The organism is Gracilibacillus sp. JCM 18966 (genome assembly GCF_055392695.1).
In genome coordinates this window covers 3,690,420-3,703,892 of sequence record NZ_AP043883.1, presented here as the reverse complement: position 1 = coordinate 3,703,892, position 13,473 = coordinate 3,690,420, and the positions used below count along the sequence as shown (strand labels likewise).

The window sequence follows — 13,473 nt, the reverse complement described above, 5'->3', positions numbered from 1 at the left end:
TTTTTATCTTTTTAAAACATACTAGTCGAGTGTTTCGGCTGAATTCTTGCTTTTGGATCCATATATGCTTTGGCATTATTTACAGCAGTTGGCCCTTCACCAAAGCCAGACACAATTAAATTCACTTTTCCAGGATATGTGCAAATATCACCGGCTGCGTAAATTCCAGGTATGTTTGTTTCCATTTTCGAGTTAACGACGATACTATTCTTATCTATTTCAAGTCCCCAATCTTTGATTGGACCAAGCGATGAAATAAAGCCATAATTGACAAGGACATGATCGACATCGAGTACAATTTCACTTTCTCCTTTTACCTTTTGGAGTCTTACTTGTTCAATTTTATTCTCTCCGATTAAGGCTTCAGGCACATATGGTGTAAGAATGTGAATATTTGAATTCATTAATGTTTCGACACTGCTTTCGTGTGCACGGAATTGGTCACGACGATGAACAAGTGTGACGTCTTTAGCGATTGGCTCAAGCATTAAAGCCCAATCCACTGCCGAATCACCACCACCAAAAAGTACTACCCGTTGATCACGAAACATATCTAAATTGTTTACAAAATAATGAAGGTTTTGATCTTCAAACTGATCTACATTATCGAGCGCTAGCTTTCTTGGTTGAAAGGCACCATTACCACCTGTAATAATGATGACCTTTGAATAATGTTCCTCTGAATCTGTTACTATACGGAAAGAATCGTCCTCTAATCGTTCTACTTGTTCAACCGATTGATTTAGGACAATTTCTGGACTAAATAGATCTGCCTGTTCTTTTAAATTATCTACTAATTCTTGTGCACGAATTTTCGGAAAACCAGCTACATCATAAATATATTTTTCTGGATATAATGCACTTAGTTGTCCACCAATTTGTGGTAAACTTTCTATTATTTTAACAGACGATTGTCTTAACCCACCATAAAAAGCGGTGAATAGCCCAACAGGACCTGCACCAATAATCGTTATATCATAAATTTCATGAGACACTATAGATTCCCCCTAATAAGTTACATCAATGGCTATTATTTTATCATAATTTTACAAAAAATAAATAGAACTTTGTTTTCATATACTTATATTGGGATTGGATGGTTTTGAATCATACAAGATGTTTTGGATAGAAATTATCCTTTAATTACAAACAGTTTGCTAGATTTTTTAACAAAAGTGAACTCAAGGGTTGAAAAATGTCGGAAAAAAGAATAACATATAATATGGACTAATTAATTAGAATTAAAAGTATTAGATCGTACGTGAAAAATATCACGTAATCGAATTAAAAAAAATGTAAATGGATGTGAGAAAGATGAATCAACCAAAAATTGTTGTTCTTGGAGCGGGTTATGGTGGACTAACCACTGTAGCAAAGCTACAAAAGAAATTAGGTGTCAATGATGCTAAAATTACATTAGTTAATAAGCATGACTATCACTATGAATCTACTTGGTTACATGAAGCAGCAGCTGGAACTCTTCATCATGATCGAAGCCGTGTCAAAATTAGTGATCTTATCAATTCAGCAAAAGTAGAATTTATCCAAGATACGGTAACAGCTATTAAACCAGATGATAAAAAGGTAGAATTACAAAATGGCGTTCTTGATTATGACTATCTAGTAGTAGCATTAGGATTCGAGGCGGCAACATTCGGAATTCCTGGTCTACTAGAGAATGCTTTCACTATTGGTAGCATTAACCAAGCAAGATTAATTCGTGAGCATATTGACTATCAATTTGCTAAGTATAATAATGAACCTGAACCGAAACAAGAGCGCTTAAATATCGTTGTCGGTGGTGGTGGATTTACAGGTATCGAGTTTTTAGGAGAACTTGCAAATCGTGTACCAGAGCTCTGTAAGGAATATGATATTGATCGAAGTAAGGTTCGATTAATCAATGTCGAGGCAATGGAAACCATTATGCCAGGCTTTGATCCAGAACTAATCGAATATGCGATGAATTCATTAGAAGCACGTGGTGTTGAATTCAAGCTGGGAGCCTTTTTAAAAGAATGCCGTCCTGATGGAATTACGATCGAGCAAAATGGGGAAAGAGAAGATATTCCAACTTTAACAACGGTATGGGCTGCAGGTGTTCGTGCAAACCACTTAGTAGAAGAATCTAGTCTTGAAGATAATCGTGGTAAAGTAGAAGTAACTCCACATTTACGAGCACCATCACATGAAGATGTATTTGTTGTAGGTGATTGTGCCTTAATTTGGAACAAAGAAATTGACCGTCCATATCCTCCAACAGCTCAAATTGCCATGCAAGAAGCAGAAGTCTGTGCACATAACTTAATTGCACTTGTTAAAGGTGGCGAGCTAGAGGAATTTGAATTCATTAACAGAGGTACCGTGTGTTCTTTAGGTGATAAAGATGCAATGGGATCCATCTTTGGTGGTAAGAAATTATTTGGTTGGTCAGCATCCTTTATGAAAAAGGTGATTGACAACCGAGCACTATTCAAAATTGGTGGAGTTGGCTTAGTACTTAAAAAAGGTAAGTTTAATATCTTTGGTTAAATAAAGAGCAGAGGAGTTTTCCCTCTGCTTTTTTGGTAAGCGTAGATGCCTTGCTCCGATAAGTTAACACTCACTGTGATAATCAGTTGTTCTGCGTATTTCTTGAAATAGCTAGAGGCAAATAATAGAATAAAAAGAGTGATTACATCGATACATAAGGGAGAACCATTATGATTCAATTGTTTATTTCCGTGTTATTGTTTTTCGTATTATTCTTTGGGATAAGCTTTATCTTAAATATGATTTTAAGGCAGACATGGCTGATGTGCTTTGTATTTCCGATCATTGTTATTTTTATTGTCGATACTTTTTCCTTCAGCACTTATTTCACTGATCCTTCCTTTGCATTTACAACACTTGGTGAGGAGTTTATGGCCTTAGGAATACAGGATATGATTATTTTGGCATCAGGTTTTGTTGGTACTCTTGTTGCAGGATTTGTTATTCGATTTTTGCGGAAAAATGGCTATCAAATGTTTTGATAATGATAGTTGGATAGATTTGATTTTGTGAGTGGATGTATAAAAAAAGTTAGAATGGAAAAGATGACACCTAGAAAGGTGTGATCTTTTTTATGTTAGTTAAATTTTGTAGAAGATGCTTAATGATAGCACTGTTTGTTGGGGCTTTAGTTTCCACTTTTACAGTAGTTTCTAATGTATCTGCTAAAGAAGTTTTATTAGGTGTGCAGGACCACCTAGAAAAGGATACTAGTTACTCCCAAGATGTATCAGGCAAATCTTTAGTAGATAAAAAGAAATATGTTAAATACAGAAATAATAAAACAACTTATATTTCTAATCAACAGGTCGAAGCCCCTGCTTCGTTAGAGGAAACGCTGAATTTGGAGAAATATGAACAAAAAAAAGTAATGGCAACAGGCTATACTGCGGGTGTGGAATCAACAGGGAAATCTCCTGATCATCCGGCATATGGGATTACTTTCTCCGGAGTAAAGGTAAAAAGAGATTTATATTCTACGATTGCGGCTGATTTAGATGTTTTCCCTTTAGGTACCGTATTGTTCATCCCGGAATATGGTTACGGGGTAGTGGCAGATACAGGTAGTGCAATTAAAGGTAATAAGATAGATCTATATTATCCAACGGTAGAAGAGGTATATGAAAAATGGGGAAAGAAAGAAGTAAATGTTTACGTGATAGAATATGGTGAAGGAAAGTTAACAGAAGAGGTTATGGCAGATTTAAATAATAACGAAGCTTTACAAGTTTTTCGATCACAATATCAGTCAAAATCGGAATAAAATTAAAGAATTTCTTAAGGTAGTTCCCACTTTTTAGAGGAGCTACCTTTTTTCATCGCGCAAATCATCCGTTTATAATAGATATTATGCAAAAAATGGGTATAGTAGATAGGCAAGGAATATTCCAGTTAATCCTCCAAAAAAGACTTCGATAGGTTGATGTCCTAATAGTTCCTTTAATTCTTTTTGTTTTTCATATTCTCCTTTTTGTCCCCAGCCCTTTGCCTCTGTAACAAAACGGTGAAAATCCTTTACCAGCATATTTAATAAAATGGCTTGTTCTCCTGCTTGTCTTCTAATTCCTGTTGCATCAAACATAATAATGATTGCCGTGATGCAGGAAATCGCGAATAAACCAGAAGATACGCCATGTTCAATGCCGATTCCAGTTGTCACAGCTGTTACAGCAGCGGAATGGCTACTCGGCATGCCACCTGTACTGAAGGCAAGACCAGGCTTAAATTCCTTTGTTGCAAAAAAATGGAGTGGGATTTTTACTACTTGTGCGAACACTATGGCGATTAAAGCAGACCAAAGAGGAAAATTAGAAAAAAGCTCCAAATGTATACATCCTTTCTCTTTCTATAGGATTGAATTTATCGATTTAGACCAACTGTTAAGCTTGAACAATGAAAACTCACTTTGTAACATTATAGCACAGCTTTTTCTCAATATATAACAGGTGAATAAAATTAACAACAAATTTATAAAGGATTTATCTGTAGGTGAAAAGCCCCTCCTTGAAGTGAGTATTATCATTAGGAAAAAAATGAGAAAAGGAACGAGATCCTTTTCTCATTTATTATCTATTAGATGATAAAACCTCACAAATAGAAGTCTTACTTTATTGCGGCATCTAAGGATACCTCAATCATATCGTTAAAGGTTGTTTGTCTTTCCATTGCAGAAGTTTCTTCTCCTGTTATCATATGGTCAGATACCGTTAATACGGAAAGTGCCTTACGGTTGAATTTTGCTGCTAGTGTGTAAAGTGCTGTACTCTCCATTTCGATAGCTAGTACATTATATTGATCTAGTAAGGCAAGCAATTCCTCATTATTATCACGGTAGAAATTATCACTCGTAAAAACATTGCCTACTTGTATTGATAATCCTTTTTCGATTCCTGTGTCATAGGCATTTTTTAATAAAGAAAAATCAGCTGTAGGGGCATAATCAATTCCGCCAAAAACCATACGATTCATTTGTGAATCAGTAGAAGAGGTGCTAGCTAAAATGACGTCTCTTACTTTGACATCCTTTTGGATCGCTCCACACGTACCAACCCGGATTAGTTTTTGCACATCATAGCTCTGAATTAGTTCATTGACGTAAATAGAAATGGATGGTACTCCCATCCCTGTTCCCTGAACAGATATTTTCTTTCCTTTATATGTTCCAGTATACCCATACATTCCTCGAACTTCATTATAACAAGCCATTTCCTCGAGGAAATTTTCAGCAATGTACTTTGCACGAAGCGGATCACCTGGAAGCAGAACTGTATCTGCAATATCGCCTTTTTGGGCACCAATATGTATACTCATTTAAAATCCTCCTTAGCTTAACAATGCTTGTGTATTATGAAAATAGCACATAAAAGAAGGAATTACAAATGCAACCTCGGGCTTCTTAAATTTTTTTTGTTTTTTGTTTCTAATTTGAAATATTTCGTATATAATAAGATTTAGTAGCTGCATTTTTATTGGTAATTATTTATACAATGTAATGACGAAGATGATGAGGAGGAATACGGAATGAAAGAACAAACCTTTACAATCCAAAGTGACACAGGTATTCATGCAAGACCAGCGACTTTACTTGTTAATAAGGCAGGACAGTATGAATCACATGTTGAACTACATTATAATGGAAAAACAGTTAATCTAAAGTCGATCATGGGAGTTATGTCTTTAGGTGTTCCTAAAGGCGCTGAGATTCGGATTACGGTTGATGGAAATGATGAAGATCAAGCATTGGAAGGGATTGCAGAAACTATTCAAGAACACTTAGGATAGTAGATTGCTTACTTACACATACTTTATCTCAAATACTTATGGAGAAAAAAGCTAGCTTTGACTAGCTTTTTTTCTTATGACTAATTTTATCAAAGCCAATGATTTCATTCTATTATCTCATATTACATAAATTTTCCATACTCTTCATAGTTACTACGATTAATTGTTGAGAGGCTACAGCTATGGTACTATTTAAATAGGTAACTTTTAAGGCGAGTTTAGAATGGTTAAACTAAAACAACTTAATGATATGTTTAATAGTAACTTTAACAAAGGAAGTGATAGACAATGATGGAATTTCTTTATTTTCCTGAGGATAAGGCAGAATATATTCCAGCTGTTATTAGTTTAATTGTCTTCGTGATTGGAGCTTTTGTAGCCATGCACTTTATTAGGAAAGCCTCCAAAAAAGAAGAAGAGAAGTTTGATCAGAAATATAAGAATACAAATTCAAAATAATATCTGATTAACTTTTCATCGTTTGTCCATACTAATATATAGAAGAAGGGTGGATATACGTATGAAAAGATTTCCTATATTATTATTCATATTTAGTTTATGTATTCTAAGTGCTTGTAAGGATAATACACGTTCTCCGCTTGAGGTTCGATTGTACAATGCAGATAATGATGCAGTAGGAACAGCAACATTTAAAGAACAGGCTGATAAAGTAACGGTTCATGTAACAGCAGAGGGATTAACGCCCGGATTTCATGGTATCCATATACATGAATATCCAGCTTGTGAAGGGCCAGATTTTCAAACAGCTGGCAACCATTTCAATCCGAAAGGAAAGGATCATGGCTTAATGAATCCTAAAGGAGCACATTTAGGGGATATGCCTAATATTGAGGCAGACCCCAGTGGTGCGGTTGATGTTGAATTAGATATTCCTGAAGCAACCTTGATGGATGGTAATACATCATTATTACGTGAGAATGGGACGTCGATCATTATTCATGAGAAACAAGATGATGGGATTTCTCAGCCTGCGGGCGATGCTGGTAATCGAGTTGTTTGTGGAGTTATTTCCTTAGATGAATCGAATCAAGAAAATAAGCCTACTGATCCAACTGAGGTTGATAAAGAGGAAGAGAAAAAGGGTAAGTAAGCCTGCTAGAGGCTACTTACCCTTTTCTTTCTTCGATTGCTCTTCTAATTCGATCTGTACCTTCTTTTATGAGCTGAAAAGGTGCAGCTAGATTCATTCTCATAAAACCAGTACCCTCTTCACCGAATGTTACCCCATCATTTAAGCCTACTTTAGCCTTTTGTTCGAGAAATTTTTTCAATTCCTTTTGGGATAAATTTAGCTTCGTGAAATCTAACCAAATTAGGTAGGTTCCCTCTGGTTTGGTTACATCTACTTCCTCTAACCTACTCAACTCTTTCATTACATAGTCGATATTTCTATTTAATTCAAGCATTAGCTGATGTAGCCAGTCCTTACCTTCTGTATAAGCGGCTTCTAATGCTGTAATTCCCATTGTATTAATACCGTGGATCCCTTGTTTTTCAAAGGCTTGGCTGATTTTTTTGCGTATTTCTTGATCGGGAATGATCGCATAGGAAGCTTGAAGACCAGCCAGATTAAAGGTTTTCGTTGGTGACATACACGTAATGGTTTGATGTAACATTTCTTCATCCAATGAAGCGATAGGGATATGCTTATTTGGTTCATGAATAATATCTGCGTGAATCTCATCAGATAAAATGAACACATGATATTTTTTACACAATGCAAGAATCTGTTCAAGCTCAGACCTGTTCCACACTCTACCAACGGGATTGTGAGGATTACATAAGATGAATACTTTCACCCCTTCTTTCAGCTTTGCTTCAAAATCTTCAAAGTCAATTTGATAGCTATTGTCTTTATAAATTAATTCATTTTTAACAAGTGCTCTATTATGGTTTTGGACTATATTATAAAAAGGAGGATAGACAGGTGTTTGGATAAGGACTTTATCTTCTTCCTCTGTTAGAGCTTGAATAGCTATATTTAAGGTAGAGATAACGCCTGGACTATAGAGGATCCACCCATTATCTATCGCCCATTGGTGTTTATATTGCACCCAATCGGTGACAATTTTGTTGTAGGCTTTGTCTGTATATGTGTACCCGAAGATACCATGCTTGGCGCGATTTACTAAGGCTTCAGTTACAGCGGGAGGAACCTTAAAATCCATGTCCGCTACCCACATTGGAAGAATATCATCAGCACCATAAAGCGTCTTTACAAGGTCCCATTTTACCGCTCTCGTATTTTTTCTTTCGGTTATTTCACTAAAATATTGCTCCATTTTGATTCCCTCGACTTTCTTTTTGGCATCTTCTGCTATTACCTTATTTTCACAATGGTAACCATCAGTTGGAGAAGAATCTCCGACTGATGAAGTCTCCCTTTATTTAAGCATAATGAAGAAGAAATTGGAAGTTTAAAGAATTCAGGACTGGAGTAGATAGGCTTGGATATAATTCGGCTTTTCTTCAGGTATAAAATGTCCTGTTTCATCAAGAAGGATTAATTTAGCGTTTTTAAGAAATTTCAATAATTCGTAGCCTAATGTGTATGGTAGGATTAAATCTTGTTTCCCCCAAAAAATAGTACAGTCATGCATGATTTTTTGCAACTGCTCTTCATGAAGATCTTCTTGATGATCTTTTAACCATGTAACAATGGATGGATATATCTCTCTGTTTAGAAATGGTTGTTTATATTTCTGTAACATCTCATCAGTAATGAGTGTATCATCATATAGACAATGTCGTAAAATTTCTAAAACACCTTTATGTCGTAGCAATCCTCTTGCAATGAAAGGGGCGTATGGATTCCAGCCCATTGTTTTTGCGAATAGAGGAGATTGTTGCATAAAGCAACATGGGGAAAGCAGTATCAGCTTAGAGAATCGCTCTGGATAAAAATAGCCACAACGCAAAGCAATTTGACCACCCATTGAATGTCCTAGTATTTCGGTTTTATCGATACCTAACTGATCTAGTAGGAATACAATGGCCTTTACAATATGGTCATATTCATATAAGCATTCTTTACTTTTAGAGCTATCACCAAATGGTGGAATATCAATTGTGAGCACATGATATTTTCGCTGTAGTGGAGATATTAATTGTCGGAAACAATATTTAGAGGCGAGAAAACCGTGTAGCAGGACAATATAGTGGTCACTATGAGCAAGTGAAGAAGGATGAAATTCATAGCATATAGCATGTCCTTTAAACCAAAAATAACGCCCCATAGAGTAAGACCCTTCCTTCAAGGTGTGATTGTTATAGGTTGTACTATAGAGCAAAATTTATCCCAATAGAGAAATCCAATAATAAAAAAAGCAAAGCGAATTAAAATTTCGCTTTGCTATCCAGGGGGAATACGAGAAAGTCTTACATTAATAGATTTACCCAAAAATTTACCCCTTAAACCTTAGAATGATAAAAAGATAAATTTTTGCCATTTTAAATCAATTTATGCTAATATTACTTATTGTCTATAAGAAAAACTTGTTTGTTTCGTTCGTAATCATTGCAGGTAGATTTCTTAATTCATTAGGAAAGGAGATGGAAAAAGTGTCTAATAAATTTCAAGAAGGCGATATTGTCGAAGGTACTGTGACAGGAGTTCAAGCATACGGAGCATTTGTATCACTAGACGAAGATGTACAAGGACTAGTACACATTTCGGAATTAACTAATGGCTTCGTCAAGGATATCCATGATCATGTGAAGGAAGGCGACAAAGTCAATGTTAAGATACTAGAAGTAGACGAGGAAAATAATAAATACTCTCTATCTATTCGTGCAATAGAACCTAAAAAAGAGGAACGAGTTGTAGCAAAAAATATTCAACAAAAAGAGGGCGAGCATGGCTTTAACACGTTAAAGGACAAGCTTGAGGAGTGGATAAAGCAATCTGAATAACTCTTCTCTCACTCCATTTGAATAAAATGGTAGAAACAGTTTTACTCTGTCTCTGCCATTTTATTTTTTACTATCCATACTGTGATAAATATTGATAAGTTTTCGACAAAATAGGTAGCTCAGCTCTTGATTTAAATGAGAGGATTCGGTACATTAAAAAGGTGATAAAAATTAATGGAGGGTAAAAAATGACACATGTACGGTTTGACTATGAAAAAGCATTAGATTTTTTTGGTAAGCATGAATTAGATTATTTAAAAGAACCAGTTAAGCTAGCTCATGAAATGATACATAATAAAACTGGTGCGGGAAATGACTTTCTAGGTTGGGTGGACCTTCCAACTAATTATGATAAAGAAGAATTTTCACGCATTAAAAAAGCTGCAGATAAAATCAAATCAGATTCAGATGTTCTTCTAGTTGTAGGTATTGGTGGCTCTTATTTAGGCGCTCGTGCTGCGATCGAAATGCTAAATCATTCCTTCTATAATGAACTTTCTAAAGAGCAACGCAATAGTCCGCAAGTATTCTTTGTTGGTAATAGTATCAGTGCCCCTTATATTAACGACCTTTTTGATGTCTTAAAGGACAAGGATGTATCTGTTAATGTTATTTCTAAGAGTGGTACAACAACAGAACCTGCCATTGCTTTCCGTATTTTCCGTAAGTTTTTAGAAGAAAAGTATGGGGTCGAAGAAGCAAAAGGCCGTATTTATGCAACGACAGATAAAGCAAAGGGTGCATTGAAAACATTAGCAATTGAGGAAGGGTATGAAAGCTTTGTTATTCCAGATGATGTCGGTGGACGTTACTCTGTCCTAACAGCTGTTGGTTTACTTCCTATTGCAGTTAGCGGTGTGGATATTGACCAAATGATGCAAGGGGCACAAAAGGCTCAAGGGGAACTAAGTGAAGCAGACCTAGACAAAAACCCTGCTTATCAATATGCTGCAGTTCGTAATGTACTCTACAATAAAGGGAAAACAATTGAAATGCTAATCAATTATGAACCTTCCCTTCAATATTTTGCTGAATGGTGGAAGCAATTGTTTGGAGAAAGTGAAGGTAAAGACTTCAAAGGTATATATCCTTCTTCTGCTAATTTCTCCACAGATTTGCACTCTTTAGGACAATATGTACAAGAGGGACGAAGAGACATTTTTGAAACAGTGCTTCATGTAGAGGAACCAAAATCTAATATTACGATTGAAGAAGAAGCGCAAGATCTTGATGGTCTTAACTACCTAGCAGGAAAGACATTAGATTTTGTTAATGAGAAAGCATACCAAGGTACACTCCTTGCACATACAGATGGACAAGTACCGAATTTACTCGTTCACTTACCGAAATTAGACGCTTATACATTCGGATACGTTGTCTACTTCTTTGAAAAAGCTTGTGCAATAAGTGGATATTTATTAGGCGTTAATCCATTTGATCAGCCTGGGGTGGAAGCATATAAGAAAAACATGTTTGCCCTACTAGGTAAGCCAGGATTTGAAGAAGAAAAAGCGAAGCTAGAAAAACGCTTATAAGAGCATTAGGTAAGGCAAGGTTAAATTTAACCTTGCCTTACTTTATTGCTTTTAAAAAAATAAATTGGTCTGCTTTATCTGTAATAAATGAGAATGGTGGATGTAAAATGATTTCATCCTCTCTAACTATACCAATTAACGATTTTCCATCCTCTAAAAACTGTCTTGTACAATGATAAAAGCTCTGATTTATCATATTGTTATCAATTGGATTGATACAAAATTGCTGTTCTTCCAATGTTTTTGCTATAATGTCTGTAACCTGGATATCTTTCTGAAATAGGGCTTGATAAATTAAGGAACTCATAAAATCATTGGAACGAATAATAGCATTAGTGCCAGCTCTTAGGGCATTCTTTTGCTGTATTTCCGTTAGGATTTCGGAAATAATATGAACAGATGGATTGTTACCACGTGCAGCGATGATGTTTAAGATTGTCTGACGATCTGCTTCATCCTCTGATAGTGAAGGGTCTGCAGTAATCACTATATAATGAGCCTTTTCAATATTTGCTTTTGATAATATTTCATCAGAGGTGGGCTGTCCGTGTATAAAGTGAATCATATTATTTCGATAGGAAAGCTTGTTTAAAGAATGATCAATTAAAACAATATCTGTCTTCATTTGTTTATCTTTCATCATCCTAATTAATTGCTTGGTCCTTTCGTTCCACCCAATTAAAATAATATGACCACTTCCTTTGAAGGAGATTTTCCCTTCTGTTAAGCTTTTCTCATGCTTAATTGTACCTGCTGAGAGTGTTGCCATATAAAAAGTAACGAGACCGCCACCTGCCAAAATCAATATGATACCAATGATTTTTCCTATATTGCTTAATGGAACATAGTCACCATAACCTACAGTAGAGCCTGTCACAAAAGCCCACCAAATCCCGTCAAAAGTCGTCGGAAAATGTATGGGTTCTAATATATGTATGATAAATCCAAAGCTTGTCATAATGAGACAAACTGAGAGAAGTAGACGAACAATTATTGGAAGATGAAAATAAAATTGGATCCATTTATTCCAAAGCATGTAAAACCACCCTTCCGTATTTTTTCGTTTAGTTTGAGCTAAAATAGTAACATTATGCTAAAAACAGGAGTGATTGACATTGAAAAAGGATAGCTTAGAATTTTTAATAAGTTTATTACATACACCATCTCCATCTAGTTTAGAAATGGAGATACAGAAAAAATGGATCGATTACGTCAAACCATTTGCCGATGAAATAAGAACAGATCATGCTGGGAACGCTATTGCGATTGTAAATCAGGATGCTGATTTTCATCTTATGCTTGCTGGACATTGTGACGAGATTGCTTTTGTCGTGAATCGGATCGATGACCATGGATATGTTTTTGTTGAAAAAATGGGTGGAATTAACCCAAAAGCAGCTATAGGAATGAAGGTAGAAATTATCGGGGAATCAGGAATTTTACCTGGTGTTATCGGGGTAAATGCGCAACATCATGGGGGGATGAAGGATGATTTTAATGTAGAGGATTTATTTATTGATTGTGGTGCACAGTCAAGGGAAGAGGTAACTCGAACGATACAAATTGGTGATTTGGTCGTATATCGTAGAAAATCGGAATTACTGATGGATCGGTATATATCTGGGCGTGGCTTAGATAATCGCACAGGCGCTTTTATCGTGGCAGAGGTAGTTAAACAATTGAAAGAGAAAAAAGTCAATATAGGTCTTTATGCCGTAAGTACGGTTAATGAGGAAACGAATATGGGAGGAGCGTATTTTGCTGCAGCTGGTTTACATCCTGATTGTGCTATTGCATGTGACGTAACTTTTGCAACAGATTACCCAAGTGTTGACAAAAGAAAGCATGGAGATGTAAAGCTAGAAGGGGGCCCTGTACTAGCAAAAGGTGCACCGATTAATCGAAAAATGAATCAATGGCTGGAAGAAGCGGCTAAAAGGCTATCCATCAATCTCCAATATGAGCTTACTCCGAGAGCAACTGGTACAGATGCTGATAAAATGAGGTTTACTGGAAAAGGGGTACCAATTAGTTTAGTTTCCTTACCATTAAGGTATATGCACTCACCTGTGGAAACTGCTAGTCTTAAGGATATAGAAGAAGAAATTGCTTTACTAGTAGAACTGATTACATCTTTGAATGGCACAGAAAGCTTAAACCCATTGGAATAAAAGAAAAAAACCGTATGACA

The 13,473-nt window shown here is 35.8% G+C and carries 15 protein-coding genes; 9 read left to right on the top strand and 6 right to left on the bottom strand.

The annotated features are described in order from the left end of the window. Positions 1 to 11: 11 nt before the first annotated feature. Positions 12 to 995, bottom strand: a complete 984-nt coding sequence (locus ACZ5N5_RS18070) for an NAD(P)/FAD-dependent oxidoreductase (protein ID WP_054787505.1) — start codon at positions 993 to 995, stop codon at positions 12 to 14. A 319-nt stretch (positions 996 to 1,314) separates the two neighbouring features. On the opposite strand from ACZ5N5_RS18070, the gene ACZ5N5_RS18065 reads away from it, so the two are divergent. The 3 genes from ACZ5N5_RS18065 (at position 1,315) to ACZ5N5_RS18055 (ending at position 3,796) form a co-directional block, all read left to right on the top strand. Beyond that, positions 1,315 to 2,532 (top strand): NAD(P)/FAD-dependent oxidoreductase, encoded by a 1,218-nt coding sequence (locus tag ACZ5N5_RS18065; protein ID WP_245902325.1) that lies wholly within the window; start codon positions 1,315 to 1,317, stop codon positions 2,530 to 2,532. A 170-nt stretch (positions 2,533 to 2,702) separates the two neighbouring features. Beyond that, positions 2,703 to 3,014, top strand: a complete 312-nt coding sequence (locus tag ACZ5N5_RS18060; protein ID WP_054787504.1) for a YuiB family protein — start codon at positions 2,703 to 2,705, stop codon at positions 3,012 to 3,014. Between the two features lie 92 nt (positions 3,015 to 3,106). Then, positions 3,107 to 3,796, top strand: a complete 690-nt coding sequence (locus ACZ5N5_RS18055) for a 3D domain-containing protein (RefSeq protein ID WP_181397542.1) — start codon at positions 3,107 to 3,109, stop codon at positions 3,794 to 3,796. Between the two features lie 84 nt (positions 3,797 to 3,880). Here ACZ5N5_RS18055 and ACZ5N5_RS18050 read toward each other — a convergent pair whose 3' ends face one another. Both ACZ5N5_RS18050 and deoD read right to left on the bottom strand, forming a co-directional pair. Next, the gene (locus ACZ5N5_RS18050) at positions 3,881 to 4,357 is read right to left on the bottom strand and encodes a divergent PAP2 family protein (protein WP_109984644.1); all 477 of its coding nucleotides are present in this window, start codon (positions 4,355 to 4,357) and stop codon (positions 3,881 to 3,883) included. Between the two features lie 278 nt (positions 4,358 to 4,635). Beyond that, a complete protein-coding gene (gene deoD / locus ACZ5N5_RS18045) occupies positions 4,636 to 5,343 on the bottom strand; it encodes a purine-nucleoside phosphorylase (protein WP_109984643.1) in 708 nt (235 codons plus the stop codon). A 210-nt stretch (positions 5,344 to 5,553) separates the two neighbouring features. On the opposite strand from deoD, the gene ACZ5N5_RS18040 reads away from it, so the two are divergent. The 3 genes from ACZ5N5_RS18040 (at position 5,554) to ACZ5N5_RS18030 (ending at position 6,925) form a co-directional block, all read left to right on the top strand. After that, positions 5,554 to 5,814 carry a phosphocarrier protein HPr gene (locus ACZ5N5_RS18040; protein ID WP_054787503.1) on the top strand — a complete coding sequence of 87 codons (261 nt, stop codon included), beginning with the start codon at positions 5,554 to 5,556 and terminating at the stop codon, positions 5,812 to 5,814. Positions 5,815 to 6,102: 288 nt separating this feature from the next. Further along, positions 6,103 to 6,273 (top strand): hypothetical protein, encoded by a 171-nt coding sequence (locus ACZ5N5_RS18035; RefSeq protein ID WP_181397541.1) that lies wholly within the window; start codon positions 6,103 to 6,105, stop codon positions 6,271 to 6,273. A 61-nt stretch (positions 6,274 to 6,334) separates the two neighbouring features. Next, on the top strand, positions 6,335 to 6,925 hold the full coding sequence (locus tag ACZ5N5_RS18030) for a superoxide dismutase family protein (protein WP_054787502.1): 591 nt from the start codon (positions 6,335 to 6,337) through the stop codon (positions 6,923 to 6,925). A 16-nt stretch (positions 6,926 to 6,941) separates the two neighbouring features. On the opposite strand, the gene ACZ5N5_RS18025 is transcribed toward ACZ5N5_RS18030, so the two are convergent. After that, positions 6,942 to 8,117 carry a MalY/PatB family protein gene (locus ACZ5N5_RS18025; RefSeq protein WP_109984642.1) on the bottom strand — a complete coding sequence of 392 codons (1,176 nt, stop codon included), beginning with the start codon at positions 8,115 to 8,117 and terminating at the stop codon, positions 6,942 to 6,944. A 144-nt stretch (positions 8,118 to 8,261) separates the two neighbouring features. Beyond that, positions 8,262 to 9,071, bottom strand: a complete 810-nt coding sequence (locus ACZ5N5_RS18020) for an alpha/beta hydrolase (RefSeq protein ID WP_277678563.1) — start codon at positions 9,069 to 9,071, stop codon at positions 8,262 to 8,264. 316 nt (positions 9,072 to 9,387) lie between these two features. Here ACZ5N5_RS18020 and yugI point away from each other — a divergent pair, with 316 nt between their 5' ends. Both yugI and ACZ5N5_RS18010 read left to right on the top strand, forming a co-directional pair. Continuing rightward, positions 9,388 to 9,747 carry a S1 domain-containing post-transcriptional regulator GSP13 gene (gene yugI / locus ACZ5N5_RS18015; RefSeq protein WP_054859704.1) on the top strand — a complete coding sequence of 120 codons (360 nt, stop codon included), beginning with the start codon at positions 9,388 to 9,390 and terminating at the stop codon, positions 9,745 to 9,747. 188 nt (positions 9,748 to 9,935) lie between these two features. After that, entirely contained in the window at positions 9,936 to 11,282 is a 1,347-nt protein-coding gene (locus ACZ5N5_RS18010) for a glucose-6-phosphate isomerase (protein ID WP_464372860.1), read from the top strand. A 37-nt stretch (positions 11,283 to 11,319) separates the two neighbouring features. Here ACZ5N5_RS18010 and ACZ5N5_RS18005 read toward each other — a convergent pair whose 3' ends face one another. Further along, positions 11,320 to 12,318 carry a potassium channel family protein gene (locus tag ACZ5N5_RS18005; RefSeq protein WP_109984638.1) on the bottom strand — a complete coding sequence of 333 codons (999 nt, stop codon included), beginning with the start codon at positions 12,316 to 12,318 and terminating at the stop codon, positions 11,320 to 11,322. Positions 12,319 to 12,397: 79 nt separating this feature from the next. On the opposite strand from ACZ5N5_RS18005, the gene ACZ5N5_RS18000 reads away from it, so the two are divergent. Further along, complete coding sequence (locus ACZ5N5_RS18000) at positions 12,398 to 13,453, top strand: M20/M25/M40 family metallo-hydrolase (protein ID WP_109984637.1); 1,056 nt, start codon at positions 12,398 to 12,400, stop codon at positions 13,451 to 13,453. Positions 13,454 to 13,473 lie beyond the last annotated feature (20 nt).

Coding starts and splice junctions, on each gene's coding strand:
- ACZ5N5_RS18035 (WP_181397541.1), top strand. CDS start 6,103: ATGATGGAATTTCTTTATTTTCCTGAGGATAAGGCAGAATATATTCCA.
- yugI (WP_054859704.1), top strand. CDS start 9,388: ATGGAAAAAGTGTCTAATAAATTTCAAGAAGGCGATATTGTCGAAGGT.
- ACZ5N5_RS18055 (WP_181397542.1), top strand. CDS start 3,107: ATGTTAGTTAAATTTTGTAGAAGATGCTTAATGATAGCACTGTTTGTT.
- ACZ5N5_RS18060 (WP_054787504.1), top strand. CDS start 2,703: ATGATTCAATTGTTTATTTCCGTGTTATTGTTTTTCGTATTATTCTTT.
- ACZ5N5_RS18025 (WP_109984642.1), bottom strand. CDS start 8,117: ATGGAGCAATATTTTAGTGAAATAACCGAAAGAAAAAATACGAGAGCG.
- ACZ5N5_RS18040 (WP_054787503.1), top strand. CDS start 5,554: ATGAAAGAACAAACCTTTACAATCCAAAGTGACACAGGTATTCATGCA.
- ACZ5N5_RS18005 (WP_109984638.1), bottom strand. CDS start 12,318: ATGCTTTGGAATAAATGGATCCAATTTTATTTTCATCTTCCAATAATT.
- ACZ5N5_RS18020 (WP_277678563.1), bottom strand. CDS start 9,071: ATGGGGCGTTATTTTTGGTTTAAAGGACATGCTATATGCTATGAATTT.
- ACZ5N5_RS18065 (WP_245902325.1), top strand. CDS start 1,315: ATGAATCAACCAAAAATTGTTGTTCTTGGAGCGGGTTATGGTGGACTA.
- ACZ5N5_RS18010 (WP_464372860.1), top strand. CDS start 9,936: ATGACACATGTACGGTTTGACTATGAAAAAGCATTAGATTTTTTTGGT.
- deoD (WP_109984643.1), bottom strand. CDS start 5,343: ATGAGTATACATATTGGTGCCCAAAAAGGCGATATTGCAGATACAGTT.
- ACZ5N5_RS18030 (WP_054787502.1), top strand. CDS start 6,335: ATGAAAAGATTTCCTATATTATTATTCATATTTAGTTTATGTATTCTA.